13 protein-coding genes are annotated in these 14,406 nt (G+C 54.3%); 7 read left to right on the top strand and 6 right to left on the bottom strand.

Going from position 1 to position 14,406, the window contains the following annotated elements; genetic code table 11:
- The first annotated feature begins 22 nt into the window (after positions 1 to 22).
- The 4 genes from PCI15_RS01745 to PCI15_RS01730 all read left to right on the top strand — a co-directional run bounded on the left by PCI15_RS01745 (position 23) and on the right by PCI15_RS01730 (position 4,037).
- Positions 23 to 751 (top strand): HupE/UreJ family protein, encoded by a 729-nt coding sequence (locus PCI15_RS01745; protein ID WP_376787828.1) that lies wholly within the window; start codon positions 23 to 25, stop codon positions 749 to 751.
- 23 nt (positions 752 to 774) lie between these two features.
- Complete coding sequence (locus PCI15_RS01740; protein ID WP_271272653.1) at positions 775 to 1,509, top strand: transmembrane anchor protein; 735 nt, start codon at positions 775 to 777, stop codon at positions 1,507 to 1,509.
- 398 nt (positions 1,510 to 1,907) lie between these two features.
- The gene (locus PCI15_RS01735) at positions 1,908 to 3,497 is read left to right on the top strand and encodes an FMN-binding glutamate synthase family protein (RefSeq protein ID WP_271272652.1); all 1,590 of its coding nucleotides are present in this window, start codon (positions 1,908 to 1,910) and stop codon (positions 3,495 to 3,497) included.
- A gap of 93 nt (positions 3,498 to 3,590) precedes the next feature.
- A complete protein-coding gene (locus tag PCI15_RS01730; RefSeq protein WP_271272651.1) occupies positions 3,591 to 4,037 on the top strand; it encodes a DUF6789 family protein in 447 nt (148 codons plus the stop codon).
- 43 nt (positions 4,038 to 4,080) lie between these two features.
- On the opposite strand, the gene PCI15_RS01725 is transcribed toward PCI15_RS01730, so the two are convergent.
- The 5 genes from PCI15_RS01725 to PCI15_RS01705 all read right to left on the bottom strand — a co-directional run bounded on the left by PCI15_RS01725 (position 4,081) and on the right by PCI15_RS01705 (position 10,876).
- Positions 4,081 to 4,959: a DMT family transporter gene (locus PCI15_RS01725; RefSeq protein ID WP_271272650.1), complete on the bottom strand. Its 879-nt coding sequence runs from the start codon at positions 4,957 to 4,959 to the stop codon at positions 4,081 to 4,083.
- Between the two features lie 83 nt (positions 4,960 to 5,042).
- Positions 5,043 to 7,301, bottom strand: a complete 2,259-nt coding sequence (locus tag PCI15_RS01720) for an ATP-binding protein (protein WP_271272649.1) — start codon at positions 7,299 to 7,301, stop codon at positions 5,043 to 5,045.
- A complete protein-coding gene (locus PCI15_RS01715) occupies positions 7,291 to 8,697 on the bottom strand; it encodes an ABC transporter substrate-binding protein (RefSeq protein WP_271272648.1) in 1,407 nt (468 codons plus the stop codon). Before PCI15_RS01715 ends, PCI15_RS01720 begins: the two co-directional genes overlap by 11 nt.
- The gene (locus PCI15_RS01710; RefSeq protein WP_271272647.1) at positions 8,675 to 10,006 is read right to left on the bottom strand and encodes a diguanylate cyclase; all 1,332 of its coding nucleotides are present in this window, start codon (positions 10,004 to 10,006) and stop codon (positions 8,675 to 8,677) included. The genes PCI15_RS01715 and PCI15_RS01710 overlap by 23 nt, the downstream gene beginning before the upstream one ends.
- 123 nt (positions 10,007 to 10,129) lie before the next feature.
- Positions 10,130 to 10,876 carry a response regulator transcription factor gene (locus PCI15_RS01705; protein WP_271272646.1) on the bottom strand — a complete coding sequence of 249 codons (747 nt, stop codon included), beginning with the start codon at positions 10,874 to 10,876 and terminating at the stop codon, positions 10,130 to 10,132.
- A gap of 309 nt (positions 10,877 to 11,185) precedes the next feature.
- Between PCI15_RS01705 and PCI15_RS01700 the strand changes: the two genes are divergently transcribed.
- Positions 11,186 to 11,644 carry an Lrp/AsnC family transcriptional regulator gene (locus PCI15_RS01700; protein ID WP_271272645.1) on the top strand — a complete coding sequence of 153 codons (459 nt, stop codon included), beginning with the start codon at positions 11,186 to 11,188 and terminating at the stop codon, positions 11,642 to 11,644.
- Between the two features lies 1 nt (position 11,645).
- Here PCI15_RS01700 and PCI15_RS01695 read toward each other — a convergent pair whose 3' ends face one another.
- A complete protein-coding gene (locus tag PCI15_RS01695) occupies positions 11,646 to 12,530 on the bottom strand; it encodes a DMT family transporter (protein ID WP_271272644.1) in 885 nt (294 codons plus the stop codon).
- A 285-nt stretch (positions 12,531 to 12,815) separates the two neighbouring features.
- Here PCI15_RS01695 and PCI15_RS01690 point away from each other — a divergent pair, with 285 nt between their 5' ends.
- The gene (locus tag PCI15_RS01690; RefSeq protein ID WP_271272643.1) at positions 12,816 to 13,571 is read left to right on the top strand and encodes a transporter substrate-binding domain-containing protein; all 756 of its coding nucleotides are present in this window, start codon (positions 12,816 to 12,818) and stop codon (positions 13,569 to 13,571) included.
- Between the two features lie 12 nt (positions 13,572 to 13,583).
- Positions 13,584 to 14,399 carry an agmatinase gene (gene speB, locus PCI15_RS01685; RefSeq protein WP_271272642.1) on the top strand — a complete coding sequence of 272 codons (816 nt, stop codon included), beginning with the start codon at positions 13,584 to 13,586 and terminating at the stop codon, positions 14,397 to 14,399.
- Positions 14,400 to 14,406: the final 7 nt, after the last annotated feature.

Below are 14,406 nucleotides of genomic sequence, written 5' to 3'. Positions count from 1 at the left end.
GTATTAACTCATAGGGCTAATTATGTTTAGTGATTTATCTGCCGGCCGGCCTTTGCCCGCCGGCCGCTACACGCTGCTTATTATACTGGCGTGTATGCTGCTGCTCAGCAGCATTGATGCTGCCTTTGCGCACGGCGTTGCAACCGGCGACAAGGGCTATATTCAGGAAAGCTCCGGGGTACTGATCATCCCGTTCATCTATCTGGGGGCCAAACACATGGTCACCGGATACGATCATCTGCTGTTCCTGTTCGGCGTTATTTTCTTCCTCTACCGGCTTAAGGATGTCGGCCTGTATGTCACCCTGTTTGCGATGGGCCATTCGGTCACTCTGCTGTTAGGCGTGCTGACTAACATCAGCGTCAGCGCCTATGTGGTGGATGCCATCATCGGCTTTTCCGTGGTCTACAAAGCCCTGGATAATCTGGGGGCTTTCCCCCGCTGGTTTGGCTTTCAGCCGAATACCAAAGCGGCCACCCTTCTGTTCGGCCTGATGCATGGCTTCGGGCTGGCCACTAAGATTCAGGACTTCGACATCTCGCCGGACGGCCTGTTAATCAACCTGATTGCCTTCAATGTGGGTGTGGAAATCGGCCAGATACTGGCCCTGTCCGCCATTCTGATACTGATGGGCTTCTGGCGGCGCAACCGCAATTTTATGCGTCATGCCTATACCGCCAACGTCGCCATGATGAGCCTCGGCTTCCTGCTGATGGGCTACCAGATCAGCGGCCTGATCCTCACCCCGTGACCCGACAGATTTAAGGAAAACTAATGATGTATAACAGTGAATTTTCATCCCAGCCCCAGCCCAGCGCGGCTCAGCTGGTCCGTTCTACCCTTGCTGCACTGGTGGTTGCCACGGTTCTGCTGATCTGCGTAGTGCTGCCCTCCGAATATGCCGTTGACCCGACCGGCGCAGGCCGCTTCCTCGGCTTGACCGAAATGGGCGAGATCAAGCAACAGCTGGCGGCAGAAGCCGCTGCCGATGCTGCTGACACTGCGGTTCCCGCACCTGCTGCTGTACCGGTCGCGACGGCTGCTGTGAGCACCGCCCCGCTGCCGGCGGTCACCGTCACCGCTAAGCCAGTGGTGCAGCCCGAACCACAACCTGCCGCAAAACCTGTGGAAATTGCCGCCGCCAAAACGGCGCAGGCAGCCGCAGAACCGGCTAAGCCTGCCGCCAGAAGCCGGACGGTCAGCTTTGTGCTGAAGCCCGGTCAGGGCGCTGAGATTAAACTGGAGATGAAACAAAATGCTCTGGTGAATTACAGCTGGAGTGCCAACGGCGGTAAGCTGAACTACGACACCCACGGTGACCCGTATGACGCCCCGAAAAGCTTTTACCATGGCTACGGTAAAGGCCGGTTTGTCCCCGGCGACAGCGGCGAACTGAAAGCCGCTTTCGATGGCAAACACGGCTGGTTCTGGCGTAACCGCACCAAACAGAACGTCACCCTCAGCCTTGAAGTGAGTGGCGATTTTATTAACCTGAAACGGGTGATCTGATCCGTGCGCAGGGGCTTAATGCCCCTGCTTTTTAAAGCGTTATCCACAACGACTACGCCATCACGGCAACTTTCAGTAACCTCATACACAGACACCTGTGTCCGCTCACCGAGTGCCTCCGTAACGGATGTGCAGAGCGTCCGTAAATACACGCATTACGTGCAGTTTGCCCCGTCCTGTATCGCAGCACCCCATCGTCTGTCTGTTAGCTGCCTGACAAACACCCGGCAGCGCAATCACTAATCTGGTCAGCAGGCAGCAATCCCCGAGCAGTCGCCTGCAGATGCTTTCCGGCCAGAGGAAAACCTCACATCCGCCACAGGTCACGTGCCCTGCACGCCCTCAGGTGCTTAAGAGTTGCCGCCACGCCCCAATACTCACGACAAGAAGAACCTGTTATGGCCAGAAAAATATTCTTCCGGATCTCAGTATCCGGCACCCTGCTGATATTACTCCTGTCACTGCTGCATCCCGCCGCACTGTGGGGCTTTGCCATCCTGCTGCCCTACATACTCGTGGGCCTGTATGACATCAATACCCCTAAACATAACGTATTGCACAATTATCCGGTCATCGGCCATCTGCGTTATTTGCTGCAGTCCATCGGGCCGGAGCTAAGACAATACTTTATCGAAACTAACCAGAGTGGCCGCCCCTATAACCGGGAAATCAGAAACCTGATTTATGCCCGCGCCAAAAAAAGCAATGATACCCAGCCTTTCGGTACCCAGTTCGATATCACCAGCAATGGCTATCACCGGGCGAACCATTCCCTGTCGCCCAAAACCATCAGTCAGGCCGACAGTCGGGTCAAGGTCGGCGGCACACACTGCAAACAGCCTTATGAAGCCTCCCGCCTGAACATTTCAGCCATGAGTTTCGGTGCCCTCAGTCCGAATGCAATCCGTGCCCTGAATGCCGGCGCTAAGCTGGGTGGCTTTGCCCACAACACCGGCGAAGGCGGCCTGAGCCCCTACCACCAGCAGGAAGGCGGAGATATCTTCTGGCAAATCGGCACCGGCTACTTTGGCTGCAGAAATAAACACGGGAATTTCGACCCGGACGCTTTTGCAGACAAAGCCGCACTCCCGCAGGTAAAAATGATCGAAATTAAGCTGTCTCAGGGAGCCAAACCCGCCCATGGTGGCGTGCTTCCGGCAAAGAAGGTGAATCAGGAGATTGCCGATATCCGTCTGGTCCCGGTCGGTGAGGACGTTATATCCCCTCCTGCCCATACAGCCTTCTCTACGCCGACTGAGTTGCTGATCTTTGTCGAAAAGCTTCGCAGTTTGTCCGGTGGCAAACCCGTCGGTTTTAAACTCTGTATCGGTAACCGCACGGAATTCATGGGCATCTGCAAGGCCATGCTGGATACCGGCATTGTGCCGGATTTCATCACGGTGGACGGTGCTGAAGGCGGCACCGGCGCGGCACCGGTTGAATATACCGACCGACTTGGGACGCCGCTCAACGAAGGCCTGCTGTTTGTGCATAACTGTCTGGTAGGTACCGGCCTGCGAAATCAGGTCCGGATCATTGCCAGCGGAAAAGTCGCCACCGGTTTCGATATCATCACTAAGCTGGCCTTAGGTGCAGACATGTGTAATGCCGCCCGGGCCATGATGTTTGCACTGGGCTGTATTCAGTCTTTGCGCTGCAACACCAACACCTGCCCTACCGGCATTGCTACTCAGGATCCGAAACTGGGCAAGGCAGTTAACATCAGAGAAAAACATGTGCGGGTGGCTAACTACCACGGTGCGACCGTTGAGAGCATGCTGGAAATTCTGGGGGCGATGGGCCTCAGCCACCCTGATCAGCTACAGCCGGAACAGATCTGGCGACGAGTCGAAGATGAACGGGAAAAGAATTACCGGGATCTCTACAACTACCTGGCCCCTGAAGCGCTTCTGGGGGATGACATTCCCCCTGACTACGCCACAGACTGGCACCGGGCAAGCGCACAATACTTCGCCTCCCCGCCCTGAGACCCTGAAAGCCAGTTAACACTTACTCAGCCCCCCCCTGTTCACAGAGAGACACCTGAACAGAGAAGCTATCCACCAAACAGAGATCAATATATGAATGCTTACTCTAGTGACACCGGTACCTACATCAAAAGCCATCTCCTGAGAGCACTGCTGGGAGGCTTCGCCGGTACCCTGGCGTTTACGCTGATGGGAAAATTTATCGCCCCACTGATGATCGGCCGCGCAATGGATGTTGCCGCAATTCTGGCACCGCTGTTTAACGGCTCACATCTGGATGGCATGATCGCCCACTTCGCGCTGGGCACCCTGGCCTTTCCGCTGGCATACCTGATACTGGCAGCCCGCCGCCTGCCCGGACCGGCTCCGATACGTGGTGTGATCTTCCTGTTATTCGTTTACCTGTTCGCGATGACTGTCGTCATGCCACTGATCGGTCAGGGCCTGTTTCTCGACAGCATGCCCCGGGCAATGGTCGCACTGATGGGGCACATGGTATTCGGATTAATTCTGGGAACCGCCGTCGGAAAAGCGGAGTAATACCTGACCGCAACAGCGCCGCTCTGCGCAGTGGCCTGATCACTTACCGGCGGGCTGCTGACTGCCGCCGGTATTCATACACTGAGGTATAAATCCCGCTGAGGCAGATAATGCCGATTCCCAGCCACATCAGCGCATCCGGCAGGTAGGCAAAAAACAGATAGCTGACGGTACAGGCACCGACAATCTCGGTGTAGTTGAACGGTGCCAGTAATGATGCCGGTGCATATTCACAGGCTTTGATAATCAGGAAATGTCCGGCCGCCGCGAACAGCCCCATCAACGCCATAATGCCCCAGCCTTTCAGGTCCGGAGCAACCCAGACAAACGGCACCAGCAGGGTCATCACAGCCAGCCCGACAATAGCGATATACATCAGCCCCATTAACGGTCTGGCCCGCTGTGACATTTGCCGGGTATAGATAATATAAAATGCATAGCAGACACCGGCTGCCAGTGCCCATAAGCTGGAAAACTGAAAATCATCCGCCGCCGGCTGCAGGACAATCAGCACCCCCACAAAGCCCAGCCCTGCGGCACCGGCCCGGCGTAAGTCCAGCCGCTCCCTCAGAATCAGTGGCGAAAACGCCGTGATGATCAGCGGCGCAACGAATAACAGCGCCAGGGAATTAGGAATCGGATTGCTTTGTATCGACAGGAAAAAACACAGGGTACAGGCCAGTAAAAACAGCCCCCGCAGCCCCTGCGAACCGGCACTTTCAGGCCAGCGCCACCAGGCAAGACGCTTCCAGGCCAGCAAGGGTAATAACCAGAGGAAATGAAAAAAGTAACGGGCCCAGACAACTTCCAGCACAGGATAGCTCTGGCCAAGGACCTTGGCACATACATCCAGTAAAGGCACCACCAGCATGCCGGCGATCATCAGTCCTATTCCCAGCATCGGACGTTGCGGTGTATCCATTCTGTTTCCCTGTTATGTGCCATTCGGCAAGCCAATTCACTGAACTACTAAATGACAGTAAAACGCGCTGAATACAACCCTGTTCAGTCAGAATAACTGCTACGCCGCCTCATACACTCACTGATCTGCTCAAATTCAAAATGCCAGAGCAGCTTTTGCAAGATGTCATACATCGCAGAATCATGACGGCGGACCGCCTCAATCATCTGCTGACAATGGGTGAAGTTCATTTGCTGCGACGCCTGCAACAACCCCTGATGTAAATCGTCCGGCAGGGCGTCCAGCTGTGCCTGGCTGATATCATCCGGAAGACTGACGGTTTCACTGCTGGCAATACGTTCAAAAACGTACTCCAGCCGTAACAGCCGGCCCACCAACGATAACAGTTCAAACTCATTGACCGGCTTGCGTAAAAAGGCATCGGCACCGGCTTCAATCGCAACCCGCTCTTCATCTTTAAAGGCGCTGGCGGTGACCAGTATCACCTTCGGTACCCGCAGACGGGCATCCGCCGCTGCAGACTGAATCTGCTGCATGAGCATGATGCCGTCCATTTCCGGCATCCGTTTATCCATCAGTACCAGATCCGGCTGCCAGCTGCGGTACAGTTCCAGTGCCCGGGTCGCATTCCCCACTTCAGCCAGGCGGAACCCCAGCGGCTGCAGGAATGCCTTGAATATGTCCCGGTTACTGGCAACATCATCAACAATCAGAATTTTCGGCACGGGCTGTTCAGCAGCCAGTGCGACGGGCCGGCGATTATACTCACTCAGCCGCCGGGTCTGGTTATCAGCGATATGTACCGGCAGTTCCACCGAGAAACAGCTGCCTTCCCCCAGATGGCTCTGCAGGCGCATTTCCCCTTCCAGTAACTCCAGATACTGACAACAGATTGCCAGGCCAAGCCCGGTGCCGCTGCGGCCGTACTGGCGGCTCGACATGACCGACTGTTCAAAGGGTTCAAAGATGCGTTCCTGTTCCTCCGAACTCAGCCCGACACCGGTATCCACCACCTGAATAATCAGCCGCCCGGTATCTTCTGTCACCGCCTGAAACACCGTCCGGACCGTCACCCCGCCCTGATGGGTAAACTTAATGGCATTGCCAATCAGATTGACCAATAACTGCCGCAACATGCCTTCATCGGTGATCAGAAAGTCCGGCATCTGCGAGTCATTTTCCACCCGGAACAGCAGCCGTTTGGAACGGGCTTTATTGGCAAACATGCTCTCCATATCGCCAATGACTTCACGGATGTTGAAATACGCCAGCTGCGGCTCCAGCCGCCCGGCTTCGATCTTGGACATTTCCAGCACATCATTTATCAGCGCCAGCAGATGGGTGCCCCCGCGGCTGATAGCATCAACGGATTCCCGTTGCTGAAAGCTCAGCCCTTTATCCCGCAGCAGTAATTGCGAATACCCCAGAATGGCATTCATCGGTGTGCGGATTTCATGGGACATATTCGCCAGAAAAACACTCTTGGCCTGATTGGCCGCTTCGGCATTTTCTTTCTCGGCCGCCAGCTCAGCGGTACGCTGTTCCACTTCTTTTTCCAGCTTGTCACCGTAGCTGCTCAGCTCATTCAGCTTACTCTGAATGGAGATACGCATCAGATCGACGCTGCGTGCCAGTTCAACGATCTCGCCGGACCCCCGTAGCACCACCGGGTTATTGAGATCACCGGACGTAATCCGGCTGGCCGCTTCATGCAGCACCATCAGTGGCCGGAGGAAAAACATTTTTAACAGGTAATACAAACCGGTAATGCCCAGCAAAATACACAGGAAGAACACCAGGACCGATATCATCAGCGACTGGGACAGTTTGTTCTCCAGGCCCCGGGCATCTTCTCCCATAAAAATGGTCCCCATATAACTGCCATCTTTGCCCGTAACCGGTATCAGAATATAAATAATGCCATCCCCCAGCAGGGCCGCTCCGCGATACAGGCTTTGCCCGGCGGGCAGCACGCCGGTCACCGTGGCACCGATCTGATTCACATCACTGTGTGCCACCGCGACCCCCTGCTCATCCAGCAGGGAAACAAACTTTACCCCCTGAGCTTCCCCGCTCCGGTATAACTCAATACACCGGATCGTCTGAACCTTGCGGATCCAGTTAAGGTTGTCATTACTTTCCCGTAACTTCTGCATTTCCCGGGGCAGTTCCTGGGTAAAGGTACGTGCATTGTTGGTGGCTTCATTAAGGTAGGCAATGCGCAGTTCATAGAGGTGCAGCCAGGTACTGAGCGCAAAGCTGGCAATGATGATCAGCGCCACCCCCAACAACAGCTTCAGCTTTAAAGAGATCCTTTCCAGCATCTGCACCTCAGTCGTCACTCCGTCCGGAGCCTGATTGCATAATCTGCTCAACCCGGATCACCGCCTGATCCAGTGTGGCGGCAACCGGCGCACCGAAGAAAATCTCATTAAACGCCTGAGAAGCAACTTCACCGGCCCGCGGAAACTCCGCTATGCCGTTCTGGATCGGATCAATATCCCGCTGATTCAGAAGCCAGCGGCTGACGCTGATAAATCCGGGAGCATCAAGGTAATCATAGACGTCAGAATGCCACAGTGACGCTCGCGCGGGCGCATCGTCATGGTGTAACAAGATGGCGGTTTCTTTGGAAGATGCCCACTGCAGGAACAGCCAGGCGGCATTTTTATGCTGACCACTGGCATTAACCGCAAAGCCCCAGGACCAGAGCGATGTGGCTCTGGTCCTCGGCCCCCGGGGCATGGGGGCCGCTTCCCACTTATCCCAGATGACGGATTCTTCCGGGCTGTCCATCTCCGCAAATAAATCGGATGCAGCAATGACAGAGGCCAGACGCCCTTCCTTAAACTGTTCACGGATTTCATGGAAATTTAACATTTGCGCCCCGGGCGGGCTGCCATATCCGGTGACCATATCCCGGTAAACCCGCACGGCATGCTTGGCCTGAGGGCTGTTGAATACCGGCCGCAGTGACTCATCCATCATTGCGCCGCCATAGGCCCGGATAACCGGAATGACCGTCCAGGTGTTCAGGCCGGCACCGGCGCGGGTCCGGGAGGCAAAGGCATACATGTTTTGCATCTCATCCCGTTCCAGCGCCGTCTGCAACGCAATTTTCATCTGTAGCAGTTCTTCATAGGTATCCGGCACGGCCAGCCCGTAGCGCTGAAAAAGATCTTTACGGTAAAAAAACACCGGCGCAAAAAAATCAAACGGCAGCGCCAGCATCTCACCGTTAATGCTGCTCAGAGCAAGACTGCCCGGCGTAATATCGGCCAGATCATACCAGCAGGCATCCGTCAGTTGCGGGTTATCAAAATACGCCTGCAACGGTTCCAGCCAGCCATTGCGGTAAGCTTCCCCCAAATATGAAATGCCGATCGGCACAACATCATAGATACCCGCGCCTGCCGCCAGATCCACCCGGCGAACTGCCCGCATCCGTGCCTGAGGTAAAACGTGAAAGCCAACCTTTATACCGGTGAGTTTTTCAAAATACGGGAGTTTTTTCTCCAGCGCGCGAAACGCCGGCTGAGTATTCGCCAACACGGATAAAGTAGTACCCGAGAACTGCCGCCAGTTAATCTGCGCGTTCAGCCATGGCGAAATATCCGGCGTGGCTGCCCCCGCCGTTGCATACACAGGCAAAGGCAACCCTGCCAGCAGCATACACACTAAAACGGCCCGATGAATGTGCTGCCTGATCCGCACGTTAGTCATGCGCTGGCTGAACACAGTTTCGGCCCTGCCGCTTGGCGTTTAGCAGATGTCCGTCTGCCACACTGACCAGCCGGTTATAACTGTCACCATCCGCCGGATACGCCGACACGCCAATACTGACTGTAATATTTACGTCACAGCTCTCCAGCTGCAGCGGCTGTTCTGACACCCGCTGACGGATACGTCCCGCCACTTGCAGCGCCTGCTCCAGAGGCTCTTCCGGCAGAATTACCACAAACTCCTCACCACCGTAGCGAAACACCGAATCGATTGACCGTATCTGTTCTTTAAGGACCGCCGCCAGCGCACACAGCGCCAGATCACCGGCCATATGACCATAGCAGTCATTGACGGATTTAAAATGATCAACATCAATAATCAGCAGCGCCAGTGAGTGTCCGTGCCGCTCAGAGCGGACGATTTCGTTCTCAACCCGCTCCGCCAGTTGCAGCCGGTTACGCAGCCCGGTAAGCGGGTCATGGTTGGCCAGATAATTCAGGTTTTGCTCGTTGCTTTTGCGTTCAGAAATGTCCGTACTGACCCAGGCATAACGGTCGTCTTCATGGTTCTCGGGATCTATCCGGTAGCCTTTGGTCTGCACCCATTTCATTGAGCCGTCAGGCGATATCAGACGGTAATCCGGCAGGCTGATCATATCCGGTACTTCTCTCACCGCCCGTTCAATACACTGGCGGATCGTCCGTACATCTGCGCTGGCCAGACGGCTCAGCCAGCCCAGCGGTTCAGCACGCAAACGCTCAGCACTTTCCCCCCAGACAGACTCATAAGCAGGGTTCACATAATGCATCTGTTGCCAGTCACCGCTGACAATCCAGTAGACACTGTTGACCCGTTCAATAAGACGGTGAAAGAAGCCCTCCCGGTTCTGCCAGGCCTTATCACGACAGGCTTCCAGAGAACGGCGTAATACTTCGGTCTGCTGCTGCAGGTTCAGATGGTTTTTGATGCGGGCCAGAATTTCGGCTTTTATATAGGGCTTACGGACAAAATCCACCGCGCCGGCCTCCAGACCGCCAACGATTTCATCGCTACCGCACACCGCGCTGATAAAGATAACCGGAATATGCCGGGTGCGATAATCATCCTTAAGCTGACGGCATAACGAAAAACCGTCCATCCCGGGAAGTTTATAATCCAGCACAATTAAATCCGGCAGCGCCTGCCTTAACAGCTCCAGCGCAGTTTCAGCGCTGACACTTACCCTGACATCCAGCCCAAGTTCCGCCAGATACTGGCTTAATAAACGCAGATCATCGTGGTTATCATCGACCACCATCACCTGATGCTTCTGCACTGCCTTCATAAACCCTGAATCCGATAAAAGGGGCGACCGCATTCCCTGAAAAATTATCCGCCTGCCGGCCCTGTACAGACAAACCGCCGGACAGCCATCAACTCTGACAGCCATTCACGGCGGTTAATGCTGCTAATGAAACGCAGGTTCCATCAATCCCTGCATAATTGCGGTGACTAAAGCCTGTTCCCGTGTTTTGGCTTCCAGTTTGTTGCGCACATTGGCCAGATGAAACTCCACGGTCACGGGCTTAATGTTCAGCTGATCTGCTATCTGTACCGTCCGGTACCCCTGCGCCAGCAGGGACAGACAATCCAGTTCTCTGGCGGTGAGCTTAACGGTGCCACCCGCACCGGATTTTTTCGTTTTACGGGCAGCCTTGCTGACCGGCGCATTACCTTTCGCACCGTCAAAATTATCAATGATACCTTCAAGCTGCTTATTAATACGCCGCAGCGACTTATTGCGCAGTTCAAGTTCAGAATATCCCCGGCAGATTTCCAGATGAACTGCTATCCGGGCCAGCACTTCTGCCGACTTCAGCGGCTTTACCAGATAATCCACCGCGCCCAGCTGCAGCCCTCTGACCACATCTTCTGTTTCATTCAGGGCGCTCATATATATAACCGGGATGTCTGCCGTGCGCTCATTCGCTTTTAATTGCCGGCACAGTTCGAAACCGTCCATACCGGGCATTCTTATGTCGAGTAAAATTAAATCTGCTAACTGATTTTCCAGTGCGACAAACGCTTCACTGGCACTCAAAACGGGTCGGACCTGATAATTTTCTGCCTGTAGTAACTGACTCAGAAAACGCAGATCATCTGGCGAGTCATCCACAACCAGAATTTCTTCCACACCACTTAACCGCATACGCATTGCAACCATTCATGTAAACGCTGAACCCGGTGTACTGACCGGCATCCCTGAACGTTCAGCGCCAGAAATCTCCATAACAACCAATGCCATCGCCGTTTAAAACAATTTTTCCTCTGTAAACACTAGAATTAATGTAACCAATAATCTACCTATGAATATCCATAGGCCATTGATCTATAAACCATATAGAAACCAAACACCTGAATAACAGCTGTATAAAGCCGGCCGGAACAGAGGATAAATGCCCCTTGCCAGCCCCACAGGAAACACCCATAGTTAGTTACCCGGAATCAGGATTCGCAGCTACAAATGACTGACGCAATAAACCGAAAAATAATCGCCGCCCTTCAGGAAAATGCCCGCATTTCGTATGCAGAACTGGGCAAACGGGTACACCTGTCAGCCCCGGCGGTGGCAGAAAGAATTCGAAAATTAGAGCAAAGCGGAGTTATTACCGGTTACAGCCTGAAAGTAAATCTGGATAAGCTCGGATATCCTATCGTCGCGCTGGTGCAATGCAAGGTATTCCGTACCAAAGAACGCCAGTTTAAGGCACTGGTACTCAGTTATGATGAGGTTATTGAATGCCAGAATGTCACCGGTGAGCAGGCGTTTCTGGTTAAGCTGGCGGTGGCATCCATGTCACATCTGGATGCCATTCTGGAAGAGTTTTGTGACCTGAGCGATACCAACACCATGATGATATTGTCCACCCCGGTCGAACGGCCTCTGCCCCGAACGTTTTTTAACGCTGAGGCAGAGTCCTGAATCAGCTTTGTGCAGCCAACTGACGTTTGCGTTTTGCCGGCCACTGGCTGACCACCATACCCGCCAGCATCAGGCTGCAGCCGATCAGTTCTTTAATACCGATATGCTCGCCCAGTAACAGCCAGCCACCCAGGACAGCAAACAGTGCTTCCATTGAAAGAATCAGTGCCGTGGTGCTCGGCTCTACTTTACGCTGGGCAATAATCTGCAAGGTACAGGCAATACCGCTGGATGCAATGCCGGCATACAGAAGCGGTAACCAGGCTGCCTGAAAATCCCCCAGCACAGGCGTTTCATAGAGCATTGCCGCACCGGTAGCCCAAACTGCAGCCACCATAAACTGGGTAATCGACAGGCCGATTGCATCAACCTTACGGGACAACCAGCCAATGATAATCACATGTGCCGTCCAGAAAAACGCGCCAATCAGTTCCAGTAAATCTCCGTACCCGATCTTCAGATCCGGGCCGATAGACAGGTAATAAAGACCGATAACCGCCAGCACGACCCCGATCCAGGTATTCATATTGGTGGCCTGTCCGAGAAAGATACCTGCAATCGGCACCAGTACGATATACATGCTGGTAATGAACCCGGCATTACCTGCCGTGGTATACAGCAAACCGATTTGCTGAAAACTGAAACCGGCAAACATCACACTGCCTGCGAGAATACCGCCATACAGCAGCGTTTTGCCCTGCGGCAAACGCTGTTTGCCCATCAGAATCCAGAGCGGCACCAGTGACAGGGCACCCAGAATAAAACGGGCAGCGTTAAAACTGTGCGGGCCCAGGTAATCCATACCGGCACTTTGCGCGACAAAGGCGAATCCCCAGATTGCAGCCACACTGATCAGCAACAAATGTGCAGGGCTGATAAAACTCATTACATCCAACTCCAGATAAGAAACGACAGACAGGCGGCTATTTTAAGCCGCAATCCCCGACACACGACAGGGATTTACTAACGAAGTCACGGCAAAACACTTTAATTAATAAAGTTATCAGCCGCCATCACTTACGATTCGTAAGCCATTCACACTAACCCTCCCGGTTCCGGCGATGTAGCGGTGACAGGCATCATTTCCGGCAGTTTGCCGGTTTTTTCCGGCCCGTCTGCCCCGGCAAGATAAACACTCACAAACACCAATAACAATAATCAGGAATAACCTATGACAAACCGGATCAAAAAATGGCTGTCGATGGGCGCAGTAGCCCTCAGCAGCCTGAGCCTGACCAGCCAGGCAGACACCCTCCGCATCGCCATTGACGGCTCCTACGCCCCCTTTGCTATTGTTGACGCCAGTGGCCAGCTGAGCGGCTTTGATGTGGACATTGCCAATGCCCTCTGTGAAGAAATGCAGGCCGACTGCGAAATCGTTTCCCAGCCCTGGGACGGCATGATTCCCGGCTTAAGGGTAAAGAAATTCGATGCGATTATTTCCTCCATGTCCGTCACAAAAGAACGGGCCAAAGTGGTCGACTTCAGCGACCGTTACTATTCCAATGTGCTGGTCATGCTGGGACCGAAAGACCGTAGTTTCGACATCTCAGACAGCGGCCTGAAGGGGTTCACTGTCGGCGCTTACCGTTCCACCGTTTCCAGCCAGTATCTGGAAGACAACTACAGCGGCACCGTGGATATCAAACTCTACGACACCCAGGAAAATGCCTATCTGGATATGAAATCAGGACGGATTGATTTGCTGGTATCCGATAAATTCCCGGCCTGGGACTGGCTGCAATCAGCCGACGGCCAGGCCTTTGAATTTAAAGGGGCTGATATAGACATTCAGGATAAAGTCGCCATCGCCGTTCGCAAAGGCTCAGCACTGAAACAGGTTTTCAGTGATGCCATCAGCGCCATCGTTGCTGACGGCCGCTACGCCGAAATCAATCGCCGCTACTTCCCTTTCAGCATTTATTAACAGGTATCAAATATGACGTTTCAGGCGGTATCGGTATTGGCTATTCCCCTCGACTTTAACTCCTCCCACCTGACTGGCAGCGCTGCAGCACCGCCGGTGATTCAGGAAGTGCTGCACAACGGCTCGGCTAACCTGAGCAGTGAGTGCGGGGTGGATATTGGCAAAGATACCCGCCTGCAGGATGCAGGCATGCTGGACTGGCCCGATCAGGCAAGTGCATTTAACTGTATCGAGCAGCGGGCCGCTGCCATTCGCCACAGCGGGCACAAGTTGCTTAGCCTGGGAGGCGATCACTCCATCACCTATCCGCTGATCCGGGGATTACAAACCAACAAGAATCCGCTGACGATCCTGCACTTTGACGCCCACCCGGATCTGTACGACGAATTGCTCGGCAACCGCCATTCCCACGCCTGTCCGTTTGCCCGGATCATGGAAGAACAGCTGGCTGACCGGCTGATTCAGGTTGGCATCCGCACCCTCAATGACCACCAGCGTCAGCAAGCGGAAAGATTTGGCGTGGAAGTACACGAAATGCGTCACTGGAAGGGCGTACCGGCACTGGACATTAAAGGGCCGGTCTACATCTCCATCGACCTCGACGCCCTGGACCCGGCCTTTGCACCCGGGGTCTCACACCATGAGCCCGGCGGGCTGGCGGTACGGGATATTCTCAGTATCCTGCAACAGCTGGATGCACCGGTGATCGGGGCGGACATCGTTGAATATAACCCCTCACGGGATATCAACGGCATGACCGCCATGGTCTGTGCAAAACTCTATAAAGAGCTTGCTGCGCTACTGCTCAGGGACTGTCAGAAAAGCTGACCCCGAA

Origin of the sequence: Aliamphritea hakodatensis (genome assembly GCF_024347195.1) — a bacterium.
Classification (GTDB): Bacteria; Pseudomonadota; Gammaproteobacteria; order Pseudomonadales; family Balneatricaceae; genus Amphritea; species Amphritea hakodatensis.
The sequence above is the reverse complement of the archived record's forward strand: the minus strand, read 5'-3'. Positions and strand labels throughout refer to the sequence as shown.

Bases quoted from the DNA above. Each gene is read 5' to 3' on its own strand.
- PCI15_RS01725 (WP_271272650.1), bottom strand. From the start codon at position 4,959: ATGGATACACCGCAACGTCCGATGCTGGGAATAGGACTGATGATCGCC.
- PCI15_RS01740 (WP_271272653.1), top strand. From the start codon at position 775: ATGATGTATAACAGTGAATTTTCATCCCAGCCCCAGCCCAGCGCGGCT.
- PCI15_RS01690 (WP_271272643.1), top strand. From the start codon at position 12,816: ATGACAAACCGGATCAAAAAATGGCTGTCGATGGGCGCAGTAGCCCTC.
- speB (WP_271272642.1), top strand. From the start codon at position 13,584: ATGACGTTTCAGGCGGTATCGGTATTGGCTATTCCCCTCGACTTTAAC.
- PCI15_RS01700 (WP_271272645.1), top strand. From the start codon at position 11,186: ATGACTGACGCAATAAACCGAAAAATAATCGCCGCCCTTCAGGAAAAT.
- PCI15_RS01730 (WP_271272651.1), top strand. From the start codon at position 3,591: ATGAATGCTTACTCTAGTGACACCGGTACCTACATCAAAAGCCATCTC.
- PCI15_RS01745 (WP_376787828.1), top strand. From the start codon at position 23: ATGTTTAGTGATTTATCTGCCGGCCGGCCTTTGCCCGCCGGCCGCTAC.
- PCI15_RS01695 (WP_271272644.1), bottom strand. From the start codon at position 12,530: ATGAGTTTTATCAGCCCTGCACATTTGTTGCTGATCAGTGTGGCTGCA.
- PCI15_RS01705 (WP_271272646.1), bottom strand. From the start codon at position 10,876: ATGCGTATGCGGTTAAGTGGTGTGGAAGAAATTCTGGTTGTGGATGAC.
- PCI15_RS01710 (WP_271272647.1), bottom strand. From the start codon at position 10,006: ATGAAGGCAGTGCAGAAGCATCAGGTGATGGTGGTCGATGATAACCAC.
- PCI15_RS01735 (WP_271272652.1), top strand. From the start codon at position 1,908: ATGGCCAGAAAAATATTCTTCCGGATCTCAGTATCCGGCACCCTGCTG.